Origin of the sequence: Allorhizobium ampelinum S4 (assembly GCF_000016285.1) — a bacterium.
Classification (GTDB): Bacteria; Pseudomonadota; Alphaproteobacteria; order Rhizobiales; family Rhizobiaceae; genus Allorhizobium; species Allorhizobium ampelinum.
Map to the genome: position 1 here is coordinate 512,329 of NC_011981.1, position 24,236 is coordinate 536,564.

General features: G+C 58.2%; 21 protein-coding genes and 1 pseudogene. 13 read left to right on the forward strand and 9 right to left on the reverse strand.

What is annotated here, in order from left to right; translation table 11 throughout:
- Positions 1-337 precede the first annotated feature (337 nt).
- Positions 338-1,063, forward strand: a pseudogene (locus tag AVI_RS27955) (IS30 family transposase); the annotation flags it as partial.
- Positions 1,064-1,139: 76 nt separating this feature from the next.
- Positions 1,140-1,343: a hypothetical protein gene (locus AVI_RS27960; protein ID WP_041699854.1), complete on the forward strand. Its 204-nt coding sequence runs from the start codon at positions 1,140-1,142 to the stop codon at positions 1,341-1,343.
- Between the two features lie 258 nt (positions 1,344-1,601).
- On the opposite strand, the gene AVI_RS27965 is transcribed toward AVI_RS27960, so the two are convergent.
- From AVI_RS27965 to AVI_RS27985, 5 genes are all read right to left on the reverse strand, one after another.
- Entirely contained in the window at positions 1,602-2,282 is a 681-nt protein-coding gene (locus AVI_RS27965; protein ID WP_015918615.1) for an ROK family protein, read from the reverse strand.
- Between the two features lie 11 nt (positions 2,283-2,293).
- Positions 2,294-3,670 carry a glucose-6-phosphate dehydrogenase gene (gene zwf, locus AVI_RS27970; RefSeq protein WP_015918616.1) on the reverse strand — a complete coding sequence of 459 codons (1,377 nt, stop codon included), beginning with the start codon at positions 3,668-3,670 and terminating at the stop codon, positions 2,294-2,296.
- Entirely contained in the window at positions 3,667-4,680 is a 1,014-nt protein-coding gene (gnd, locus tag AVI_RS27975; protein WP_015918617.1) for a phosphogluconate dehydrogenase (NAD(+)-dependent, decarboxylating), read from the reverse strand. Before gnd ends, zwf begins: the two co-directional genes overlap by 4 nt.
- A gap of 18 nt (positions 4,681-4,698) precedes the next feature.
- On the reverse strand, positions 4,699-7,104 hold the full coding sequence (locus AVI_RS27980) for a glucan 1,4-alpha-glucosidase (protein WP_015918618.1): 2,406 nt from the start codon (positions 7,102-7,104) through the stop codon (positions 4,699-4,701).
- A 189-nt stretch (positions 7,105-7,293) separates the two neighbouring features.
- A complete protein-coding gene (locus AVI_RS27985; RefSeq protein ID WP_015918619.1) occupies positions 7,294-8,697 on the reverse strand; it encodes an aminotransferase-like domain-containing protein in 1,404 nt (467 codons plus the stop codon).
- A gap of 338 nt (positions 8,698-9,035) precedes the next feature.
- Between AVI_RS27985 and AVI_RS27990 the strand changes: the two genes are divergently transcribed.
- The 11 genes from AVI_RS27990 (at position 9,036) to AVI_RS28040 (ending at position 20,559) form a co-directional block, all read left to right on the forward strand.
- Positions 9,036-9,518, forward strand: a complete 483-nt coding sequence (locus AVI_RS27990; RefSeq protein ID WP_015918620.1) for an MSMEG_0572/Sll0783 family nitrogen starvation response protein — start codon at positions 9,036-9,038, stop codon at positions 9,516-9,518.
- Positions 9,519-9,597: 79 nt separating this feature from the next.
- Positions 9,598-10,641 (forward strand): Nit6803 family nitrilase, encoded by a 1,044-nt coding sequence (locus tag AVI_RS27995; protein ID WP_015918621.1) that lies wholly within the window; start codon positions 9,598-9,600, stop codon positions 10,639-10,641.
- Entirely contained in the window at positions 10,568-11,686 is a 1,119-nt protein-coding gene (locus AVI_RS28000; protein ID WP_041699858.1) for an MSMEG_0568 family radical SAM protein, read from the forward strand. The genes AVI_RS27995 and AVI_RS28000 overlap by 74 nt, the downstream gene beginning before the upstream one ends.
- The gene (locus tag AVI_RS28005; RefSeq protein ID WP_015918623.1) at positions 11,683-12,225 is read left to right on the forward strand and encodes an MSMEG_0567/Sll0786 family nitrogen starvation N-acetyltransferase; all 543 of its coding nucleotides are present in this window, start codon (positions 11,683-11,685) and stop codon (positions 12,223-12,225) included. The genes AVI_RS28000 and AVI_RS28005 overlap by 4 nt, the downstream gene beginning before the upstream one ends.
- A gap of 2 nt (positions 12,226-12,227) precedes the next feature.
- Complete coding sequence (locus tag AVI_RS28010; protein WP_015918624.1) at positions 12,228-13,214, forward strand: sll0787 family AIR synthase-like protein; 987 nt, start codon at positions 12,228-12,230, stop codon at positions 13,212-13,214.
- The gene (locus AVI_RS28015) at positions 13,211-14,368 is read left to right on the forward strand and encodes an MSMEG_0565 family glycosyltransferase (RefSeq protein WP_041699861.1); all 1,158 of its coding nucleotides are present in this window, start codon (positions 13,211-13,213) and stop codon (positions 14,366-14,368) included. Before AVI_RS28010 ends, AVI_RS28015 begins: the two co-directional genes overlap by 4 nt.
- Entirely contained in the window at positions 14,361-14,648 is a 288-nt protein-coding gene (locus tag AVI_RS28020) for an MSMEG_0570 family nitrogen starvation response protein (protein ID WP_041699865.1), read from the forward strand. Before AVI_RS28015 ends, AVI_RS28020 begins: the two co-directional genes overlap by 8 nt.
- 11 nt (positions 14,649-14,659) lie before the next feature.
- Entirely contained in the window at positions 14,660-15,931 is a 1,272-nt protein-coding gene (locus tag AVI_RS28025; RefSeq protein WP_015918627.1) for an MSMEG_0569 family flavin-dependent oxidoreductase, read from the forward strand.
- A gap of 3 nt (positions 15,932-15,934) precedes the next feature.
- Positions 15,935-16,801, forward strand: coding sequence for a Pnap_2097 family protein (locus AVI_RS28030; protein WP_041699870.1), 867 nt, complete (start codon positions 15,935-15,937; stop codon positions 16,799-16,801).
- Positions 16,802-17,115: 314 nt separating this feature from the next.
- Positions 17,116-18,192, forward strand: a complete 1,077-nt coding sequence (locus AVI_RS28035) for a catalase family protein (RefSeq protein WP_015918629.1) — start codon at positions 17,116-17,118, stop codon at positions 18,190-18,192.
- A gap of 90 nt (positions 18,193-18,282) precedes the next feature.
- Positions 18,283-20,559: an FdhF/YdeP family oxidoreductase gene (locus AVI_RS28040; protein ID WP_041699873.1), complete on the forward strand. Its 2,277-nt coding sequence runs from the start codon at positions 18,283-18,285 to the stop codon at positions 20,557-20,559.
- 43 nt (positions 20,560-20,602) lie between these two features.
- Here AVI_RS28040 and AVI_RS29400 read toward each other — a convergent pair whose 3' ends face one another.
- The 4 genes from AVI_RS29400 to AVI_RS28060 form a co-directional block, all read right to left on the reverse strand.
- Positions 20,603-21,148 (reverse strand): GNAT family N-acetyltransferase, encoded by a 546-nt coding sequence (locus AVI_RS29400; protein WP_139192485.1) that lies wholly within the window; start codon positions 21,146-21,148, stop codon positions 20,603-20,605.
- A complete protein-coding gene (locus tag AVI_RS28050) occupies positions 21,126-22,001 on the reverse strand; it encodes a histidinol-phosphatase (RefSeq protein WP_015918632.1) in 876 nt (291 codons plus the stop codon). The genes AVI_RS29400 and AVI_RS28050 overlap by 23 nt, the downstream gene beginning before the upstream one ends.
- Before the next feature lie 9 nt (positions 22,002-22,010).
- Positions 22,011-22,847, reverse strand: coding sequence for a metallophosphoesterase family protein (locus AVI_RS28055; RefSeq protein WP_015918633.1), 837 nt, complete (start codon positions 22,845-22,847; stop codon positions 22,011-22,013).
- A 96-nt stretch (positions 22,848-22,943) separates the two neighbouring features.
- Positions 22,944-24,215: an ABC transporter substrate-binding protein gene (locus AVI_RS28060; protein WP_041699875.1), complete on the reverse strand. Its 1,272-nt coding sequence runs from the start codon at positions 24,213-24,215 to the stop codon at positions 22,944-22,946.
- Positions 24,216-24,236: the final 21 nt, after the last annotated feature.

Genomic DNA, 24,236 nt, shown 5'->3' on the forward strand with positions numbered 1-24,236 from the left:
GAGCAAGGCGGGCGATGAGCCTGCCTTGCTCGTCTTGTGACGCGGCGTCGGAGGGGGACCCCTGCGATCGGTTCCGTAAGGCTCTGATTAATTGAGATGAAATGGAGAGGTGCGGTGCAGACTTTAACAGAGAACAGTTCGCATCACGTTACATCGGGATTATCTGAAATTGGATCAAAATTCCCTATTGAATTATGTTCCATAAGATATCTTATCAATATTTACGACTTTAAGGGGTGGGCTCAAGGATGAAGTGCGACTTGCAATAGATAACAAAGGTTTATCGTTTGCAAGGAAAGCGCAATGAAACGCACCTACTCCCATCCGGATCATGCATGGTTGGTCGCCCCAGCAGATCGCCGGTCGCATGCGGCTGGAACAGCATCCGATCTTTGTCAGCCACGAGACAATTTACAAGTTCGCATACTCGGCCGACGGTCATGCCATCAAGCTGTGGCGTCACCTGCCGGAGCATCGAGCTAAGCAACGACCACAACATGCAAGACGTAAGCATGGTCAAAGGTTTGGCCCGGAACTCAACATTCTGCATCGTCCGAATGTCGTTGCTGAACGCAAGCAGTTCGGGCATTGGGAATGCGATCTGATTCAGTTCCGGAAGAAGTACGGCAAGGCCAACGTGACATCGCTTGTTGAGCGGGTGAGCCGCTTCACGATCTTGTTGCGCAACAATGATCGCCAGTCCCGCCCGGTCATGGATGGCATCATCCAGGCGCTGATGAGCCTCCCTCACCTCGCCCGCCGATCGTTGACATTCGACCGAGGCACCGAATTCACTGACTGGCCGTACCTTCAGGCAGGCATAGGCACGCAAACATGGTTTTGTGACCCACAATCGCCCTGGCAGAAAGGAACGGTCGAAAATACAAATAGGCGAGCGCGGAAATGGCTTTCCAGGGACGTCGATCCCTTGTCCGTAGCCGCCGCCGATCTGATGGAGATCTGCAATCGGCTCAATCAGACACCGCGTAAATGCCTCGGCTACCGAACGCCGGCTGAGGTCTTCCGCAAGAAACTGCTCGCGCAGATGCGACATGCCAGGTAGCTTGAAAGCCGCGCAGGTCGCGCTTCAGCGTGAACTCACAACTGTTAAAATTGCATAAACCGAATCGGAGGCTCCATTGGATACCGTTACCATTGAAACACGTGCAGACTTTGCAAATTGGGCGATAGAACGGGCGCGTGCCATTGTCGCTGAACAAGGGGGACATCTCGCACTCGCTGCTCGTGATATGGACGAGGCACAGATCGGCGTTGCGGGGAATGCAATGGGTCAAGCGATTGTTGATGCACTCCTCGAAGTGTTCGATGGCTTAAGTACATAATAAGACCTGCAATGATAACAGAATTTAGACGCGCCGAAGTGGTTGTCATGTCTATCTGAGTGTCCGCTATGGCGTTTAACACCCCCATCGGCACCGAGCGTTGACCGCGATTATAAAAAAAGCAAATTGAACATGCAAAATGGCCCAAGCCGACGATTTATCCGCTTCTTGAGACCGATAATCATCATTCAATAGATCGCCAAGGCAGCAGCAGTTCCTAAAGTGAACGCCACACTGTCTTCAGAAGTCGAAGGCCAGTCAAGTCTGGAACCGGGAATCCAGCCACAGAGCAAATCCGCCTTTGAATGCATTGGCGTTATCGCCGTGACGGGCATTGGTCGGAAGCGTTTTTAACTTAGTGACATTGCCGCCGCCGATGACAACATAGTCCGGCTCCAGTGCCGCGCTGAGTTGCTCTACAGCCCTCAACACATGTTTCTCCCATTTCCTGTGCCCGCGCTCTTTCAGGCTCGCTTGGCCGAGATAGTCCTCATAGCTGCGGCCTTTTCGATAGGGAAGATGCGCCAGTTCCATGGGTTGGGTGACGTAGTTGACGATCATGGCCGCTCCCAGGCCGGTGCCAAGGCCGAGAAACAGCATACGTCCGCCATCATAGCTTCCCATAGCCTGCATCAGAGCATCGTTGACAATGCGCACGGGCTTGCCGAACCGCTTTGCGAAATCGAAACCTGTCCATCCAGCGGCTAAGTTATGCGGCTCCGTCAAAATACGATTGTGAACAACCGGACCCGGATAACCAATGGCGATAACGTCATAATCCATGCCTGACGCAAGTGTCTCGACTGCCTCGGCCATTGCGGCCGCATCCATTTCAGGACCCGAGACAGCCTTGCTTTCCACGCCGTCAACACTGTTCATGATTTTCACATGCGACCCGCCGACATCAACGGCAAGCACGATCTGTGGCTTCTCATCCATAGATGTCTTCCTTATGGTTGCGGATCGACCCAGCCACCGGGAGGGGCGAAATCTTTCATGGCATCCGCAGGCCCCCAGGTGCCAGGCAGATAGACGTCTGGCTGTTCCCTCAGATCAAGCACAGGATCCACCACGCGCCAGGCCAGCTCAGCCGCGTCCTGCCGGGTGAAGAGCTGGCGCCTGCCGTTCAGGGCATCGCCGATCAACCGCTCGTAGGGCATCATGTCGTCGGTCGTATCATCAAGCGCACCAAGTTCGACACATTCACCGACCATCCCCTCGCCCGGCGCTTTACGGCGCGTACCGATGCCGATTGCCACCTGCGGTCCAACACGGAACCGCAAATAATTGGCTTCGGCTGCGGTAACTTCGTCGAAAAGAGCAACGGGCGGGCGGCGAAACCGCACGACAACTTCTGTCGCACGGACCGGCAGGTGCTTGCCGGCTCTGATAAAAAAGGGCACATCCTTCCATCGCCACGTATCCACGAACAGGCGCACGGCGGCAAATGTCTCGACAGGTGAGCCGGGCGCAACACCCGGTTCGTCGTGATAGCCCTGGAACTGTCCCCTGACGAGGTCATGCGTCGAGAGCGGGCGAATGGCCCGGAGAACCTGGACCTTTTCGTCACTAAGTTCATCAGAACCGTTGTTGACAGGCGGTTCAATCGTCAACAGCAGGAGAATATTGATCAGGTGGTTCTGGATGACGTCACGAATGCATCCAACCTCGTCATAGAACTTGCCACGGCCAGCAATTCCAAAATCCTCAGCCATGGTGATCTGCACGCTTTCGACGTGGGTGCGGTTCCACACCGGTTCCAGAAAAGCGTTGGCAAAGCGGAAATAGATCAAGTTCTGCACCGCTTCCTTGCCCAGGAAATGGTCGATGCGGAACACCGCGTCCTCCTCGAACACGGAGTGCAAGACACTATCGAGTGCCTGGGCGGAGGCAAGATCCCGCCCGAAGGGCTTTTCCACCATCAGCCGGGCGTTCTCAGCAAGGCCAGCCGCCTTCGATGCCTTGATGACTGTCTCGAAAAGCGAAGGCGGGATGGCCAGATAGTAAAGCGGGTGCGTTGCGGGGCCAAGCGCCTCGCGCAGCCGATCGAAGGTGGCCGGGCTTTTGTAATCGCCACTGACATAGCGCAGCAATCCCTTCAGCCTGGCAAAAACGGCCTCGTCAACCGTGCCGAACTGCTTGCTGATGCCATCGTGAGCGCGGGCTGCCAGGCGGTCAATATCCCAGTCGTCGAGCGCCACACCGATGACAGGCTCGTTCAACTGGCCTCGCCTCACCATCTGGTAAAGTGACGGGAGGATCATCTTATAGGCGAGATCACCGGTCACGCCGAACACGACGAGTGCATCGGATCTGCCTTGCATCATGACGTGCTCTCCGGCTTCTCCACATGACCGCCAAAGGCGTGCCGCATGGCCGAGAGCAGCTTGTTGGCAAACTCATCGTTGTCGCGCGAGGTGAAGCGTCCGAACAAGGCAGAAGACAGGACCGGAGCCGGTACTCCAGTCTCGACCGCCGCCTGCAATGTCCAACGGCCTTCGCCTGAATCCGACACGCGACCACCATAGTTTGACAATTGCGGATCCTGCTTCAACGCGGATGCCGTGAGATCAAGCAACCAGGAGCCAATGACACTGCCATGGCGCCAGACTTCTGTCACAGCCACCAGATCAAGATTGAAACGGTAGTATTGCGGATCCCGCAATGGCGCGGTTTCGGCATCGGCGTCACGCGCCTCGCTGCCTGCATCAGCAGCCTTCAGGATGTTCAGCCCTTCGGCATAGGCGGCCATGATTCCATATTCGATACCATTATGCACCATCTTGACGAAGTGACCGGCACCGGGCGGACCGCAGTGCAGGTAGCCTTCCGTTCCCGCGTCGGCCGTGCCGCCCGTGGCCCCTGCGCCGTCTTTTCCGGGAGCAAGCGCCGCAAAGATGGGGTCGAGATGCTGCGCGGCTTTCTTCTCACCGCCGATCATCAGGCTATAGCCACGATCGATCCCCCAGACCCCGCCACTGGTCCCGACGTCAACGAAGGAAATACCTTGAGAACCAAGCTCAGTTCCGAGATCGACCGCGTCGCGGTAATAGGAGTTTCCGCCATCGATCAGAATATCGCCGCTCGTCATTTCGCCAGCCAGGTCGCGGGCTACCTTTCCCGTGATAGCGGCTGGCAGCATCAGCCAGACAGCACGGGGCGTCGCCAATTTGGCGAGAAAATCGGCGTAGCTCGCCGCGCCGACAGCGCCTTCGGCCTCAAGAGAAGCAACGTTTTGCGGATTGACGTCATAGACAACGCATTCATGCCCCGCCTTTATCAGACGCCGCACCATGTTCGCGCCCATACGACCGAGGCCGACCATTCCCAATTGCATGTCTATCTCCGTCAAACGTTAAGCTATGATCTGAACTTTGAAATTGGCATTTTCCCAGAGATCCGCCTCCTCCCAGAAGAAGGTGAACACCAGTTCCTGGCCGATCGCGCCGTCCGCCAGGTCGATATCGACAACATGGGTCCCGAGACCGGTTTCGCGTGTCCTGGTGTCCGCCACCTCGTGCCAGCCCGTGGCGCTCCAATGCACCATGGCCGATGCGTCCAGTTCCAGCCGCAATGTCTTGCCGTGGGGTATGGTGGAAATCTGATTGTTGAAACGCCAGATGCGCAGGGTTGATGGCGTCTGATCTTTTACATAGCGCTCAACGGTCTGCGGCGGCATGTCAAAAACCGTGCCATCGTTCAGCGAACGCAACAGCTTGATGTATTCCGCATGCGCCCAGACGAGTGGCATGGCACTGCCTGACGGGCGGCCCAGGAACAACTCGCGTTCGGGGAGATCGGCTCCGTCCCAGCTCTGTTCGGGAAGAAGACCCTCTGTCCCAGCCGAAGCCTCAAGCGTCTCCAGAAGCCGTTCGGCCACGTCGCGATGTCCAGCCGCCAGCTCGTAATGCGCGCGCTCTCCCGCCAGCAATGGCCACGGACGCCCCTGCCCGATGCCATCGAACGGGCTGCCATCAGGATGTTCGCCATAGCCGTCACCCGTGTAGCGATACCAGAGCGGACCTTGCGGCAGATCGATCTTCAATTGATGGTCGATAACCTTTATCGTGTCGAGTATCCTCGGATCATCAGCGGCCCGCAACCCAAAGCGAACAAGCGCCAGGGCGTCTGGGCTGATAACGTCACGGGTCGGCAATATCGACGTATCGGCTGCCCGGTTGCGGATAATGGTCTGTCCTTGGCTGCCCGTCGCCACGTCAGTGACATCGAGACCCCCGATACGGACATAATAGCCTCCCACGCCGACGGCATCGCAAAGGGTGGAATCGCTGGTATAAGTCCAGTTTTCAATCTGCTCATTCCAGCAGTCGGCGGTTTCGCGCAAATGCTGGGCCACATCAGGCTCTCCAACACGGTCCAGAATGTCTGCGCCGGCCAGCAATGCGGCGATCTCGACGGCCAGGGTGAACGGGCTATAACCGCCATCTTCTTCCCAGCGGTCCTGGCTGGTGGCAGGCCCATTTGCGATGATGTAGCCAGCCGCCTTGCGGATCATCGGAAGGAATCGGGTCAGCAGCGTTTCCGGCAGATGTCCATTTCGATACAGGAGATCGGCCAGCAGAATAGGAAAAGCGCATTCATCCATCTGCACCCCGAGCCAATAGGGCTTGCCATCCAGCCAGAGATTCTGCGGCCAACGACCGGACGCCAACTGAACCTCGCGCAGATATTCCAGGATTTCGATTGCTTCCTTCCAGTCGCCAGCAGCCAGAAAGCCGCCCGCGCTTTCCACGAGATCGCGAGGCCAGACAAGGTGATAGCCACCCAGATCATCATCCCCCTTGCTCGCCCCCCAAGGAATGGACAGGCTGGCAACAACGGCACCACGCCGATCAGCAGCGCGATGGGCTGCAAGCACGGCAGTCGAGACGCGGTACATATTGATGGGCTTTGCGGTCTCGCGGTCCAGATCGTAGAGGCCCTTTTGCCAGCCGCGCCAGTTCGCGCAATACATGCCGAATGCGGCCTCGAACCCATCGCGCAGACTGGCGAGTGCCTTTGCGCCCGCTTCCGTTTCCGACTGGCCAAAGCTAAGGGCCAGAATTGCGGTGTTGGCACTTTCCGTGAACGGGATTTGCCCCGTCAGCGCGGTATTGCCATCGTCGGCACGCTGATATTGGGGATCGAGACTGCCGTTTTGCAGCAATTGGGTATAGCCATCGGACTGCCCGGCAAAGCCAGCAGATCGCTCGGCCCAAGGAAGTGATGATCCAAGCGCAAGATAGCGTGATCGGCCGCTTGCGAAAAGAAGCGTGGTATCATCCTGCTCACCGATCCATGCGGAATTATCCATCCCGGCGTTGACAAGATGAGGCGCAAGCAGCGCATAGACCTTGTAATCGGATATGTTACCGACCAAAGGCATGAACGTGATGCGCTGGAGAACGGTTGCGCGAGCAGGATCGGAAATGATCTGCTTTTCGATCCGGTAGCGGCCATCTCGTGACATGTTGACGACATGAAACGCCAGTACGCCGCTTTCGACCTGATGGGTCGTTGTGGTGCAATCGCGCTTTTCCTCGGAAAAATATCCTTCAGGACCAATAACGAGCAACCCAAGATCTCGAATACAGGCGCTGTCCACTCTGGGATAATAGACCTCATTCAGCACCCCATGGCTCAACGTGAACCAGACGGGAGACCGGGCGGAAAGCGCAGTACCCAAACCACTCTTTGCGCTCGACGTCCAACGCGCTTGAATTCCTGGATTGCCGGGAGCAAAATCGACGAGGGTGGTCAACTGCGTTTCCCTTGCTATGCAAGCCCGATAACGACTTATCGGCTCTCAAACATGTTGGACAGTGATCCAGAATACATAAGGCCGTTTTGTGATTTGGTAGTGCAAATAGTCGTGATTGTTATGAAATCGCTCGAAACAGCATTCCGGTTGCCGCGGCTTACGTAAGTGCGACTTTCTTGGGCGCGATTTTCAGAAGAAGGTACCAGCCATTTGGGGAGAACCCTCCAGGGCGTGGCCCATGAATTCCAGCGCACCCTTGAGGGTCTCCCGGCGTATGGGGCCGCCGAGGCAAACCCGAACGGCTTCCTCGGCCACGCCATCGACAGTGAAGGCATCACTTGCGACGACGCCAATGCCGGATGCCCGCATGTGCGTGCCGAAGGTTGAGCGCGTCCATCCATTCGTCAAGGGTAGCCAGATGTTGAAGCTGATGGGGTCGCTTTGATAGCTGCCCGCCGGTAGCACTTCGGCAACGAGCGCCTGGCGTGCGGCGGCCTCGGTGCGGATAAAGCGCAGGATACTGTCGGCTGTGCCATCCTCGATCCAGCGGGTGGCAAGAGCGGCTGAAAGCGGCGAGGCCATGACGCTTGCCGCCCGCATGGCGCTGGCAAAGGGCCACGCTGCCTTGGTGTCGGGAACGACAACATAGGCAAGCCGCAGGCCCGCACCGATGCATTTCGCCAATCCGCCAATATGCCAGGTGAGATCCGGCGCCATCGCGGCAAGCGGTGCCGGGCTATGAAGCGGGATGAACCCATAGGCATCATCCTCGACGATTGGAACATGATATTTGCGGGCAACCGCGCAAATTTCCTCCCGTCGCTTTTCGGGTATGGTGAGGGTCATCGGGTTCTGAAGCGTCGGATTGAGATACAGCGCCTTTGGCTTGGCGGTTTCACAGATTTCGGCGAATGCGCCGGGGATAATGCCGTCCGCATCCATCGGCAGGCCTGTCAGATTGAGGCGGAGCTGGGCTGCAATCGAGCGCATGCCGGGATAGGTGATATTCTCGGAGAGCACCATTTCGCCCGGTTTTGCCAGAAGCCCGAAAATCGCCAGAAGGGCCGGATGGGCGCCGGGTGTCACGAAGATACGCTCCTGGGAAGGAACAAGGCCACGGCGACTGAGCCATGATGCGGCGGCCTCCTTGTCCATGCCAGCTCCGCCGAATCCCTGATAGCGCAGGAGCGGGATCATATTGGTCGCGACGGCGGACAGCCCCTCCTGCATGCGCGCCAGAAGATCTGGATCATCAGGCTCCGGCGGCATATTCATCGAAAAATCGACCACCGACATGCGTCGGGCATCCAGTGCTGCCTCCGATACGAAGCCGCGCCGTTCCTTTTCAGGACCGCCAGTCACGAAGGTTCCGCGCCCGACATGGGTCGCCACAAGTCCACGCTTTTGCGCCTCGACATAACCGCGCGCAACAGTCGTAAAATCGATGGCCAGCCGTTTGGCAAGGTCTCTTTGCGGCGGCAACCTGTCGCCCACCAGAAGCCTGCCGCTTTTCAAATCCATCTCGATAACGTCGGCGATCGCCAGATAACGCGGGCCGTCGCTGCGGGAAAGGTCGGGAGTCCAGGTTTTCATGAGAACTCATCAATATTGAACATTGACTGTATATTGTTGCTTTCTTTGCCTGTCACTCTTGAAAATCGATTTTCACCAAAAAGAAGCATTCACGCATCAGACAAGGCTCATTGATCGCACATTGACTGCACTCAAAGTTGCTCGTCATGCCTATGAGCACAGCACAAAATTGCCTTGATATTGGCACTACGTTTCGTTCTTCGCTTATATTGACTGTAATATTGACTGCAAATTTCTCGATTTTGATTTGATAATAGGCAAAACCTCATCTGGCATAGGCTTTGCAATTGAATGGGAGTGGCCCGTCAGGTGGGCCGACCTCTAAACAGGAGCCATTCATGCCCGCAATCACTGCACCGGCCCACGCTGATGGGGACTTCTTCGTTGACTACGAAGAAAAAGTTTTTGAAGACATCCAGGCCAATGAAGGCGAAAAAGCCCTCATCACCTTCCACACCGTTGCTTTTGAAGGCTCTATCGGCCTCGTCAATCTGCTTCAGGCCAAACGCCTCAAGCGCAAGGGCTATGACACGTCCATATTGCTCTATGGTCCCGGCGTCACCCTGGGTATCCAGCGGGGCTTCCCCAAGCTCGGCTCGGAGGCTTTCCCGGGGCATTTGAACTTCAACAACCAGATCAAGGGTTTTCTGGAAGAAGGCGGCAAGGTTTATGCGTGCCGTTTTGCCCTCCAGGCGCTCTACGGCCATGGCGAGCCTGCGTTGATCCCCGGCATCACGCCCATCAGCCCGCTGGATGTGCTGGACCTGATGCTGATCCACCGTCGTGCCGGGGCTGTCATTCTGGACACCTGGACGCTCTGACTTATCCCCGCGCTCTGATCAGCGCGCCCGGAAGGCGGGGCCAGCCCCGCCTCCTTCACCCCAATCCAAGGAATTCGTCATGGAGAAAAGCAGGACCGTTCGGGCTGCCGCCGCACAGATCGCGCCGGATCTCACCTCACGCGACAAAACGCTTGCCCGCGTGCTGGAAACAATCCGCGAGGCGGCTGGCAAGGGCGCGGAGCTCATCGTCTTTCCAGAAACCTTCGTTCCCTGGTATCCCTATTTTTCCTTCGTCCTGCCACCGGTTCTGTCTGGCCGCGAACATCTCCGGCTCTACGACGAGGCTGTCACCATTCCGAGTGTCACGACCGAGGCCGTGGCGGCAGCGGCACGCGAGCACGGCATCGTCGTCGCACTCGGCATCAACGAACGGGATCATGGCACGCTTTATAATACACAACTGGTTTTTGATGCGGATGGAGAGCTTGTGCTCAACCGGCGCAAGATCACGCCGACCTTCCATGAGCGGATGATCTGGGGCCAGGGCGACGCCTCCGGCCTCAAGGTGGTCGATAGCAAAATCGGCCGTATCGGCGCGCTGGCCTGCTGGGAGCACTACAATCCCCTCGCCCGCTATGCGCTGATGGCCCAGCATGAGGAAATCCACGTCGCGCAATTCCCCGGCTCCATGGTCGGACCGATCTTTGCCGACCAGATGGAAGTAACGATCCGCCATCATGCGCTGGAAAGCGGCTGTTTCGTCGTCAACGCCACCGGCTGGCTGACCGACGAGCAGATCCGGTCGATCACCCCTGAGGAAGGCCTGCAAAAGGCACTGCGCGGCGGCTGCATGACGGCGATCATTTCGCCGGAAGGCAAGCACCTGGCACCCCCGATTACCGAGGGCGAAGGCATCCTCATTGCCGACCTGGACATGAGCCTGATCCTGAAACGCAAGCGGATGATGGATTCTGTGGGCCACTATGCGCGACCGGAACTTCTGCATCTCGTCATCGACGACCGCCCGGCACATCCGATGGTGGCCGCCCATCCTTTCCTCGAAACCGCACCGACAGGGAGCAATACCGATGGATACCAGACCCCAGCTTTCGACGGAAACGCTGATCAACGAATTGCAGTCGTTCGGCGCGAGGCTCGTTGACCCGAAAGCAGGCCACGAAAGCCGTCGCGGTGGTGCAGGCCCTTCCGATCACAAGGCTCTGACCATCGACGGCATGACGGTGATGGTGCCGGTACACACGGCACCCGCATTCGAGAGTCCTTACCTTGTCGAAAAACCTGACGACGCTGGCAACAGCCGCATCAGTCGCGACGGCCATGTCATCGGGGAAGTCTCCTTCCCCTTGCGTCCACGCTTTTACGAGCGCTCGACGGCGGACGGCATTCCCTATTCGCAGATTGCCGTGCTTCACGGTCGCGACGTCTTGGCGACAACCGTCCTACAGACCTGTATCCGCTACCAGAGCCGGACGAAAACCTGTCAGTTCTGCGCCATCGGCCAATCGCTGGCGGCTGGCCGCACTGTTGCCCACAAGACGCCGGAGCAGCTCGCTGAAGTCGCCAAGGCCGCCGTGGAACTGGACGGCGTCAAGCATATGGTTATGACCACAGGCACACCGAAAGGCGACGACCGGGGAGCCGCGGTGCTTGCCGAAAGCGCCCGCGCCATCAAGGCTGCCGTCAACATTCCCATTCAAGCACAGTGCGAGCCACCGGAAGATGACATCTGGTTTTCACGGATGAAAGACGCTGGTGTGGATGCGCTGGGCATGCATCTCGAAGTCGTGACGCCGGAAATCCGCGCCCGCATCATGCCGGGCAAGGCGCAAGTCGGCATCGAAAAATACATGGCCTCCTTCAAGGCTGCGGTCGAGGTATTCGGGCGCGGACAGGTCTCCACCTATATGCTCGCCGGGCTTGGAGACACACGCGAGGCCATCCTCGACATCTGCGAAAGACTGGTGGCGATAGGCGTCTATCCCTTCGTCGTGCCCTTCGTGCCGATCTCGGGAACGCCGCTGGAAAGCCATCCCGCGCCGAAACCGGACTTCATGCATTCGATCCTCGGCCCGCTCTCAAAAATGCTCGTAGAGAGTGGCCTGAAGGCCGTCGATATCAAGGCTGGCTGCGGAAAATGCGGTGCCTGCTCCGCCCTTTCCACCTATGAGAGGATGCTGACCCGATGATGATCGAACCTTTCTCACCCTTCCACACCAGCGAATTCCAGGTAAAGTTCGCGACATCAACCTGGGAGCGTCGCGAGGCTCATGCCCTTCGTCGGGATGTCTTCTGCCGCGAACAGCAGATTTTTGAAAGCGACGACCGGGACGCGATCGATGACCGCGCTACCCCCATCGTTGCGCTCTCCATGCTGGGTGTGGCCGCCGACAGGCTGGTCGGCACGGTGCGCATTCACGAGGAACAGCCGGGCCTCTGGTGGGGGTCGCGCCTTGCCGTGCATGAGGATTTCCGCAAGATCGGCGCGCTGGGCGCAACGCTGATCCGGCTTGCCGTCTCCTCCGCCAATGCCATGGGCTGCCAGACGTTTCTGGCCAATGTGCAGGTGCAGAACGGTCTGCTCTTTCGCCGCCTGCACTGGGATGTTGTCGAGGAATTCGAGATTTACGGCAAGCCGCATCTGCGCATGAAGGCGGATCTAAGCTGGTATCCGCCCTGCGCCACACCGGAGGCAGGTTTCGTGGCGTTGGCCAAACGGGCGGCATGACGATGGCCGATTTCAGGAGGGACATCGATCTCGACGCACTGGCTGAAAAGCTGCGCTCAAGCGGCGGGATCGCTGCGAAACACGATATCGGCAGCGTCACCGCGCGGCTCGGCGTGAAAGGCAAGTCTGTTGCGGTGGGGGACGACTGCGCCGCCTTGCCGGAGGGGGATGGCTACCTGCTTTTCGCCATCGAAGGGTTCATGAATGCCTTCGTCGCCGCCGACCCCTGGTTTGCCGGGTGGTGTGGTGTCATGGTCAACATCTCCGACGTCGTCGCCATGGGCGGCAGGCCAACCGCCGTGGTTGATGCTGTCTGGGCCGATGGCGAAGCGGATGCGGCTCCGGTGCTGGATGGTATGCGGGCGGCGGCGGAGGCCTATGGCGTGCCCATCGTCGGCGGTCACACCAATATCCGCACCGACCGGAGCCAATTGTCCGTCGCCATCCTCGGACGCGCAAAGCGCCTGCTCACAAGCTTCGACGCAAGACCCGGCGACGTCCTGGTCGCTGCCGTGGATCATCGTGGCCGCTATCGCCCGCCCTTCGACAATTGGGAAGCGGCCACCGACGCGCCTGCCGAGCGGCTGCGCGGCGATCTCGAGATCTTACCGCAGATTGCCGAAGCCGGGCTCGCCCTGGCCGCCAAGGACATCAGCCAGGGCGGCATTGTCGGCACGGCAATCATGCTGGCCGAATGCTCCGGCGTCGGTATCGACATCAATGTGGCGGCTATTCCCCTGCCCGAGGACGTCAGCCTTGACCGTTGGTTGGCGACCTTCCCAAGCTTCGGCTATCTGCTGTCCGTGCCGCCCGAACACGTCACTGCCGTGCTGACCCGTTTCGAAACGCGCGACATCACCGCTGCGATCATCGGCACCGTCTCTGTCGGCAGCGCTGTTGCGATCACCAATGGCAGCAAGCGGATTGTCATTCGTGACCATGCCGCAACACCCCTGATGCAACTCGGGCCAGCGGAGCATTGCACATGATCAGCCCGCTGCGCATCGCCATGCTCACGCATTCTACCAATCCACGCGGTGGCGTCGTGCATGCCATGCAGCTTTCCGAAGCGCTAACGGCCCTCGGTCATGCCGTGACCCTGCACGCGCCCGATCCAAAGGGCACCGGCTTCTTCCGCTCGCCCGCCTGTGGCGCGGCCTGCTTTCCCGTGCCACCTGCCCTGGCGGATATGACAGCCCTGGTCGAGCAGCGGATTGCCGATTACATCGGCCACTTCGAACAGGCCGACAATCGTGACTTCGATGTCTTCCATGCCCATGACGGCATTTCGGGAAATGCGCTGGCGACGCTGAAAAGCCGTGGTCTGATCCCGAGTTTCGTCCGTACCATCCATCATATCGATCAATTTGAAGACCCGCGCCTGATGGTCCTTCAGGACCGTTCGATCCAACGGGCCGATGCTTTCCTTGCCGTCAGCGCTGCGTGGCAGGCCATCTTGCGCGACAGCTACGGCGTGGACGCAAAAGTGGTCGGCAACGGCGTCGATAACAGGCGTTTTTCCCCTGCCTGGAGCGGCGAGCAGACGGCGCTGCGAGACCGGATCGGTCTTCATGCCGGTGCCGTCTTTCTCAGCATCGGCGGCATCGAAGCGCGCAAGAACACGCTCGGCATTCTCGATGCCTTCCGGCAGTTGCGGGCGGTCAAGCCGGATGCACAACTGGTCATCGCTGGCGGGGTCTCGCTGCTTGATCATCGGGATTATCAGGAGGAGTTCCAGTCCCACTTGCGGGCGCTGCGCGATGATGCCGCCGCCGTGCACATTATCGGCGCCGTATCTGACGACGATATGCCGAACCTCTACCGGCTTGCCGATGCGCTGGTGTTCCCGTCGCTGAAGGAAGGATTCGGTCTTGTCGTGTTGGAGGCGATGGCCAGCGGCGTTCCAGCCATCGTGCCATCCATTGCACCCTTCATCGACTATCTCAGCGGCGACGATGCCCTTTGGTGCGATCCCCTTCACTCTGCCTCGATCGCCGAAGCCATGGCCCTGGCGCTGGTGCCTGAGATCCGCGAGCGCATCATCCCGCGTGGCCTGGAGGTTGCCAGCCGTTTTACTTGGCGGCGCGTCGCCGAGGCACATCTTTCCACCTATGCAACTTTGAAGGAGGCAGCCCATGCCTGAGATGCGCTTTGTCATCACTTGGCCCGATGGCCAGGAAGAGACCTGTTATTCACCCTCGCTGATCATCCGCGAGTTCTTCACCGAGGGTGAAAGTTATCCGGTGGCGGATTTTGTCGAGCGCAGCCGAAAAGCGCTCACCATCGCCAGTGATCGCGTCGAGGCAAAATACGGATTTGCCTGCTCATCCGCAAACGACCAGCTCGCCCGCATCGAAACCGCCGCCCTCCCCTTCCTCGAGCGCGCCGATGCCCGCGTCCGCTGCGAGACCTTTATCCTGTGAAAGGACATACGATGACCCGATCCCTGAAGCCGCATTACAGCGCCGTCGTCGTGGGAGGCGGCCAGGCCGGCCTCTCCGCCAGCCATTACCTTAGGAAACACGGTATCGACCATGTCGTTTTCGAAAAGAAGACTGTCGCCCACAAATGGAAGGATGAGCGCTGGGATGCCTTCTGTCTGGTCACTCCAAACTGGCAATGCCAGCTGCCCGACCATCCCTATGACGGTGCCGATCCGCACGGATTCATGGTGAAGGAGGAGATCGTCGCCTATGTTGATCGCTTCGTCAAAAAGGTCGATGCGCCCGTTTTAGAAGGCACCAGCGTGACCGCGCTGGAGAAAACGGGAGAGCTGTTCCAGATCGAATCGACGGCGGGCACCATCACCGCCGACAGCGTCATTCTCGCCACCAGCCTCTACAGCCAGCCCTTCGTGCCGCGTGCCGCAGAACGCATTCCCGATGGCATAGCCCAGATCCATACGGCCGATTATCGCAATCCCGCGCAACTGCCGCCAGGCGGCGTCATCGTTGTCGGGTCCGGCCAATCCGGCTGCCAGATTGCCGAGGACCTGCATCTTGCTGGCCGCAAGGTTCATATGGTCACCGGCAATGCACCACGCTGCGCCCGCTTCTACCGGGGCCGCGATGTCGTCGATTGGCTGGCCGATATCGGGCAATATGACATCACCATCGCCCATGACGGTATGGCGAAAAAGAAGCATGATACCAACCATTACCTGACCGGACGCGATGGCGGACGCGATATCGATCTTCGAAAATTCGCGCTGGAAGGCATGGCCCTTTATGGTCGCATGACCGGCGTTTCCGCCGGAAAAATGCTGTTCGAGACCAATCTGAAGAGCAATCTCGACAGCGCCGACCGGGTGTATAACGGCATCAATGCCCTCATTGATCGCCATATTGCGGAAAAAGGCATCCATGCACCGGCAGGTGGACCTTACGTTGCGCTCTGGGAACCGCAGAGTGAAACGACCGAGCTGGACTTTGAGGCCGAAGACGTCACGTCGGTCATCTGGGCGACGGGCTTTACCCCTGATTGGTCCTATGTCGGATTACCGATCTTCGATGGCACCGGCTATCCGATCCAGCGCCGCGGCGTCACCGGCATCAAGGGCGTCTATGTCCTCGGCCTGCCCTGGCTCTGGACCTGGGGGTCCGGCCGGTTCCTCTCAGTCGGCAAGGATGCCGAATATGTGGTGGACCATCTGGCGAGGCAGCTGGAGCAGGCCAAGCGCCCGCAAATGCAAGCGGCGAACGGATAAGCGATGAACCTCGCATTGCGCACGTCATGCTCATTGAATGCACCCTCGAGCCGCGATCTCATGGACCGCGCGCTCGAGCCTCACCTGCTGATCGGCATGCCGCACCTGACGCCACATGGCCTGTCGGAAACCTGGTTGATGAAGGAGCTGGGCCACCGCCATTGGCTGATGCTGGCGCGCGACCTTAGCATGGACAATGCCGATTTCGGAACCGCCGATGGAGAGGAGGTCTATGCGGCGATCTGCGCCACGTCACTGACAGACGCTCGCTTCGAGCTCGTGCGAGCGAATGATATATTGACCATCCAATCCCTGATTTCGGCAGTATCCAGGACCCAGACGTCGACGACCCATCTCCTGTCTATCGCGGGCCGGAGCGTCGGAAGAATAGAATTGGTTTCCGCCTTCGTTCACAGGGCAGTCCAGGGGAGCAATCGCTCCATCGCACGGGTGACAGCGCCAAGGCCGCAAACGAGACCGTACGAAGTCAGTCTTCTGGCACAACATGCGGCGCATATCCGCAATGGGCGGCTTCAGACCTATTGGGGGCTTCCTTTAGATGCTGCCGAAGCGCTGCGCACCTTCAGATTTGCCCCCAGCACGGCGCAGGAGTTCAACGGAGCAGGACTTTTCTATTTCGCGGAGTTCCAGGCCGTGGCAGATCGCGCCCTTGAAGCCTGGTTTCCCGGCAGAAAACCAGCCGTGCGAAGGGACATCTTCTTTCTCGGCAATATCGACCCACACGAAACCGTGTCCTTCGACCTCATGGGATGGTCAGACGATCATGACATACTGCACGGCAAACTGAGGCGCGAATCCGGGGATTTGATCGCGACGATATTCATGTCTTCAAAAGATCTCCCGTGGTGACAAAGTTTGGCTATGGCAACGCAGCCTCATTCAGCCGCTGCAGCTAAAACAGTTGATCAATTTAATATGATTTCCAGCTCATTAAAGAACGACAAATGTGATGAATTGAGCGCGGGAAACAACGCAAGTCGACCTCTGGTATCACTCCAAACGCCGTCGAGCCCAGCGTCTAGCGCACGAAGTGGTTCCTCCAAGGTGCGGCCCGCCGTAGAAATTTCAGAGGCGAATGATCACGTTGACTGAAACTTCCAGGTCCAGGATTGCTGGAACCATCCCCCATCCGTGGCGTTCTTTGGTTTTTAAAGGAGCGACATATGACAGCAGCCACGCCTGTCCGTTATTCCCCCGATCTCGAAACAGTCAAACCGGGAGAACAGGAGACTGTCTCTGCTCTTATCAAGCAGTTCGACATCATCCTCGAAAAGACCGCCGGAGACTACGGCCATGCGGTGCGCTCCGTGCATGCCAAGGCACATGGAATTCTCGAAGCAACGATGATCGTCAGAGATGGTTTGCCAGCCGAACTCGCTCAGGGCCTGTTCGCCAAAGCCGGTGAATATCCGGTCTATATGCGTCTCTCCACAAACGCCGGTGACATCCTGCCCGACGCTATCGCTCTTCCGCGTGGTTTGGCCATCAAGGTCGTTGGTGTCGAGGGGCCGCGTTTGCCGGACGCAAACGGCGATACGCAGGACTTCGTGATGGTGAATGGCCCGGTCTTCCAGGCACCCAATCCCGAGAAGTTTCTCTCCAGCCTCAAGCTTCTTGCGCGGACGACGGACAAAATGGAAGGTACCAAGGCTGTGTTGTCGAGCGTGCTTCAAACCGTCAACAAAGGCCTCGAGGCCGTCGGCATTTCCAGCTCGACCATTCAGTCACTCGGCGGCGCACCGAATGTCGATCCGCTTGGCGAGACATATTTCAGCGTTACCCCGTTCCGCTACGGTGACTACATCGCCAAGTTCCGGCTGAAACCAGTCTCACCCGATTTGACGAAGCGGACCGGAACGGAAATCGATGTCAGCGTTCGTGGGGACGCAATCCGCGAGACCGTCCAGGCGGAAATGCAGGATACTCATGGGGAATGGGAATTCCAGGTGCAACTCTGTCGTGACGTTGATGCGCAGCCTATCGAAGACCCGACCGTGGAGTGGAAGGAAGATGAAGCGCCGTTCGTCAGCGTCGCCACTGTAACCTCCATGCCCCAGGACAGTTGGAGCTATACGAAGGTTCAGAAGGTCGATCAACAGATGCGGTTTAGCGTCTGGACCGGCCTCGCGGACCATCAGCCGCTCGGCGGCATCAACCGCGTCCGCAAGGACACATATCAGCACTCGGCAGAGTTCAGGGCAAAGTTCAATGGGTGTCCGTTCCATGAGCCACGCCAGTAGCCAGCTATCGATGCCGAACCATTTGGAGGCATGGCTGTTTTAAAGCCGCCTTTTTTCCTCTTTAACCTCCCATCAAAAGAAAGGCCCGCCATGGCCGACCCTATCGAGAACCCGGAAGCCGAAGGTCCCGCTGGTGGCTGGGGATCTGTGAAGTCGATCGCCCGTATGCTGGGCGACAACAAACCCTCACCGGCAATCCTTGAAACGCTTTACCGCCTGAATAAGCCTGCCGGGCTTATGTGCGTTTCCTGCGCGTGGCCAAAACCCGCAAACTACCATCCCTTCGAGTTCTGCGAAAACGGTGCCAAGGCAACGATCTCGGACCTGACCAGCGCGCGCTGTACGCCTGATTTCTGGAACCGTCACACCGTGGCCGAGCTCAGGAACTGGAAAGACTATGACCTCGAACAGACCGGGCGGCTGACGCATCCCCTTCGCTATGACGCTGGAACGGATCGCTATGTTGAGGTGACGTGGGACAAGGCCTTCTCTGACATCGGCACGACGCTGAAATCCTTGCCGTGCGAGAGCGTCGTCTTCTACTCTTCCGGCCATGCCGGTCTTGAAGCATCCTATCTCTACGCCCTGCTGGCGCGGGTCTTCGGCAACAACAACCTGCCCCAGAGTTCCAACATGTGCCATGAGACGACGTCAGTCGGGCTTCAGAAGGTTATCGGCTCGCCGGTTGGCACTATTGTCTGGGAAGACCTGGAGAAGGCCGACGCATTTTTCTTTTTCGGCCAGAACCCGGGATCGAACAGTCCGCGCTTCCTTCACCCATTGCAGGAGGCCAAGCAGCGCGGTGCGCGCATCGTCACATTCAACCCGGTTGTCGAGCAGGGGCTGGTATCATTCGTCAATCCACAAAGCCCGATTGACATGCTGACGGGACGCGAAACGCAGATTTCAGACGAGTATCTTCAAGTTCGGGCTGGCGGTGACATTTCCGCAATACTGGGCCTCTGCAAGGTTGTCATCGAAGCTGACGACGTAGCGGTGGCCAATGGACAAAAGCGCGTGCTCGATGTGGCGTTCATCGATGAGCACACGACAGGATTCGATAGTTTTATCGCCCTTGTCAGAACGACGAGCTGGGCCGATATCGAGCGGGAAAGCGGTCTGACTGAGGCGGCGATCCGGCGTGCCGGTGAAATCTATATCAGCGCGGAAAGGGTCATCGGTGTCTACGGCATGGGCCTGACACAGCATTCGCAAGGCGCGATTAACGTGGCCATGCTGGTCAATCTGCTGCTTTTGCGCGGCAATATCGGGCGCGAAGGGGCTGGATGCTGTCCGGTTCGCGGCCATTCGAATGTCCAAGGTCAACGAACCGTCGGAATCGCCGAAAAGACCAAGCTTATTCCCATGGACACGTTGAAGGAGCTCTTCGATTTCGATCCTCCGACCGAGGACGGCACGACGATCGTCGATGCGGTGAAAGGGCTGATGGCTGGCAAGATCAAAGCCTTCATTTCGCTGGGAGGCAATCTTGTCCGCGCGGTACCAGATCAAACGGAGATGGAACGCGCCTGGGCTCGCCAGGAGCTGACCGTGATCGTCTCCACCAAGCTAAACCGAAGCCATCTTTTTCCTGGCAAGCAGGCCTATATTATTCCCTGCCTGTCGCGTGCAGAGATAGATGAGCAGACCACGGGAAATCAAGCTGTATCCATCGAGGATAGCTTCTCCCATATTTCCGGATCAATCGGCAAAAGACCTCCCGCATCCAAACATTTGAAGAGCGAACTGGCGATCGTCGCCGGCATTGCAAAGGCGACGCTCGCCGTAAGGCCGAAACTGAAATGGGATGAATGGCAAGGTGACTACAGCCTCGTACGAGACCTGATCGAAGCGACCTATCCCGAGGACTTCAAGGACTATAATGCGCGCATGTTCCAGCCGGGCGGGTTTTATCGCGGCAACGCAGCTCATGAGCGCCTCTGGAAAACCGAGGAAAAGAAGGCTGTCTTCACAACGCCCACGCAATTGAACGCGCTGTCCTTCGAGGATGCCGACGGCCGCTTCCGACTCGTAACAATGCGATCAAACGATCAGTTCAACACGACAATCTATGGTTACTCCGACCGCTTCCGCGGCATAGAGGGTACCCGCGACGTCCTGTTGATGTGCGAAAGCGACATCGCGACATCTGGGCTTCAACCTGGGCAGGTTGTCACACTCGTCAGCGATTTCGGCGATGGCATTCGCCGAGCGCTCGGTGGCTTGACTGTCACCGCGCATAATCTGCCAAAAGGGACGATCGGCACTTATTATCCTGAAGCAAACGTGCTGATCGCCATTGACCATCATGACGAGATGTCGAAGACACCCGCATCGAAAGCAATTCCAGTCCGGATCGAAACCTAGACTTTGCCAGGGAAAACCGGGTTCCACTTTTCCCTGATAAACTCTAACGAACCAGCATCGAAGCCCCACTGAGCCAGTCGTCGCGCAGAAGCGCCATCAAAAGCAAATCGGCGCGACGGCCATCCGGGTAGCGCAACGCGCTGCGCATCAGTCCCTCCTCGACAAAACCCAGCTTGGTATAGACGCGCCGGGCAATTGTGTTTGAGGGAAGGACATCGAGAATCAGGCGACCAATTGTCGGATCTGAGAAAACAGCGGCGCAGATACGCTGCACAAATACGCTGCCCATGCCGCGTCCGGACTGCTCCACGGCAAGACGGCGGATCACGACATTTCCCATGCCGTCGTCCGGCCTCAACACCGCAAAGCCAACGGGCTTTTCTCCACATATGCCGATCAGGTATTCGTAGTTTTCGTCAGCCATTCGGCTTTCATGCTCCTGAACCGAATAGGTACCCACCCGCTCTGGATAGCCGGGGAGCCGTTCGACACGCATGACGAAATCGATGTCATTCGGGGTTGCGGGCCGGATGGCAAGCGCATGAAGTGCTGGCATCGCGCCGCCCTCAGATTTTTCCGGGTGCGACATCGTCTATGTCCGCCTGGAGCCATCCATTGGAACGCGTCAGATAGGCAATGCTCTCAAAGCCAGCGGCTCGGATTGCGGCGACTGACTGCTCAAGCCCAACGCCGACGGTGTCCACGCCGTGGCTGTCATCACCCAGCGTCACGCGGATGCCCATATGGCGGGCACGGTTGAGTATGTGCGGCAGCGGGTAAACCGGGCCGAAGCCATTGCGGAAGGCGGCACAATTCACATCCACTATGCCGCCATAGGCCTTGATCGCTTCGAGAAGGGTGTCCACCTCACGCAAAACCTTGTCGGAAAATTCAAAGCCTGCCGGTTCATACTTCCTGACGAGATCGAGATGCGCAACGACATCTGGACGAAGGCGTTCCACCATGTCGGTCGCCGATTGGAAATAGGCGATCTGTAGCGCGTCGGTGCCGCCCAGCTCGCTCTTGAGGGTCTCGGTCGCTTGCGCGGAATAGTCGAGCCAGCAACCTTCGATATCGTGGACGCTGCCAACAATGTAGTCGAACGGATGCGCGTTCCGTATGGCCTCCATCTTGGCAAGCCATGTATCCGGCGGCAATTTCTCGGTCTCAAAACCGATCAGCAACTCGATCCGGTCCGCATAGGCGTCACGAAGCTTGAATGCGTGATCGACATAGTCGGCGAACTGGCGCGCAAGGCCTGCGACGCCCAACCTTTCTTCACCGGGATAGAGATCTTCATCCCGATACCGCGGGCAGTGTTCGCTCAACCCGTAATGGGTAAAGCCGCGGTCGATTGCCGTCTCGATCACGTCGGCAAGAGTGGATTTCGCATGGTCGCAGAACTGCCCGCTATGGCCACCGTGATAACTAAACCAGGTCATAGCTTGTCCTCAGGCCGTTTTCGCAGGCGAGCGATAAATCGAGCCGTTGTAATCTTCGATATAGCTCTTCATCAGCCCGTCGATATCAATGAATTCGACCGAGATATCATCCTTGCCGAAGTCCAGCAGTGTCACGCCCAGCAGTTCTTTTCCCGGCTGGCTTGGCATGGACTCGTCGCGGGCCAGAAAGCTGGAAGCAGGTGTCCAGATCAGTACTGGCTCATTCTTCTGCTGCAGATGCAGCGTGCGATGCATATGTCCTGATACCACCGCAAACACGCCGTGCTCCATGATCAGCCGTTGCAGCCGCAACCGACCTTCGGTCTTGAGGGCCCAGGCCGGTCTGTCACCTTCGTTCCAGTCTTCAAGGAACAGAGGCATGTGGAGGAACAACACCGGTTTGCGATCACCCCGCTCCTTCAGCATATTTTCCAGGGCAGACCATTGTTGCTCCTCGGCAGGCAGGCCTGAGCCGATAATCTGGCTGTTCAGGCCGATCAGCCTCCAGCCTTCGACGGCATCGCACTGCCAATACCAAGCGCCAAAATGCGTCTCCCAGGCCGCCAGACGCGCGTCGTCAGCGGGTTGGGTGCTGTCGCGGGCGATATCGCCAATATCGTGATTGCCCGGCAGGACGAGAACCGGGGCATTAATCGCCTTAAGCTGTGCGGCACCGAATGCCAGATCTGCCTCAATATTTGCACCATCCAGCGTCAGATCGCCGAGAACAATTGCCAGTTCCACATCCTCATAGCCGTTGACGGTTTTAACAACCGCCTTCCAGTTTTCGACGAATACGTCGTTTTGAGAGCCGATGTGAGGATCGGCCAATATCGCTATTTTCATTATCTTTCCTTGGAAGCTTCCATCTGTACCTGCCGCTCAAGGCGCGGAGCACCGCAGGGCGGGGTCGGGCGCACCAAGGGGTGCGCCCGACTTGCATTACTTTGCCGCCATCACACCCGCGACATGCTCGCGGATTTTTGGCATGGCAGCCTCAGGCGTGATTTTGCCTCGCTGCAATTGGTCCAGGATTGGTGCCACGCCCTTCCAGACGCCATCCGCTGTGTTGTTCGGATAGGCAAACCATGGCATGGCCGTATTCATCGACTTGAAGACCGTTTGGAAGTTCGGATGCTCTGCATAAAAGCTCTCGAGCGCCTTGGCGGCCTGAACGTTGACCGGCATGTAGCCACTTGCCTTTGAGACGTCGGCCTGAACGGAAGCGCTGGTCATGTATTTGACGAACTCCCAGGCTGCTGCGCGCTTGGCCGCATCCTTGGAAAACACCATCAGGGCATTTCCACCAGCAGGCAGGCCGCCCTTCTTGGCATCGATCAGCGGGAAGCGGACGGTGCGCATGGTGAAGCGGTCGCCGATGGCCGTCTCGTAAGCCACGAGATCGGATGGCGATTCAACCACCATGCCGATCTTCCCGGCAAAGAACTGCTGCTGTGCAGGCTTGGGGTCGGCATAAACCGACATGCCCGTCTTGACCGCCAGGTCCTGGGTGATGCGCAATGCTTCCAGCCCAGCCTTATTGTCATAACCGATACCCGTGGCTTTGGCGTCGAGCATCTGGTCACCAGCGCTCATCACCATCATCTGCCAGTACCAGTCATCGCTCAGCCCACCGACCGAGAAACCGATGCCCGAGACGCCATTGCCGAGCTTGCTGATCTTGGCTGCCAGATCAATGACGCCATCCCATGTGGTTGGGAACTGATCGACATTGCCACCGGCCTTTTCGACCAAATCCTTATTGACGTAGAGAAGCGGCAGGGATGCCGTAAATGGCATCGCATACTGTTGACCATCGACTTTTGCGAGGTCAAGAATGGCGGGGGCATAATTGGCCGCCTGCCAGTCCTTCCCTTCCTTATCCAACATCGGATCGAGCGAACTTGTCTCGCCCCGATCCTTCATCACGCCGACAAGGGTAGGAATGGAGGAGTAGGAGGCGAGATAGACATCCGGCGTCGAGCCCGTCATCATTCCACGAATGACGCTTTGGTCACCGGCGCTGTAGTTTTCGGCTGGTGCCTGCTCGTTGATGGTGATCTCTGGATGTGCCTTCTTGAAACCCTCCAGAATAGGCTGCATAAAGGCAAGTCGTGTGTGATAAAAGGTCAGCGTGACTGGATCAGCGGCGAAAGCCGGTGCAGTCCCGAACACGGTCAGGGCTGCAACCGCGAAGATGTTTTTCATTTTCATGGTGTTTCCTACAAGGTGGAG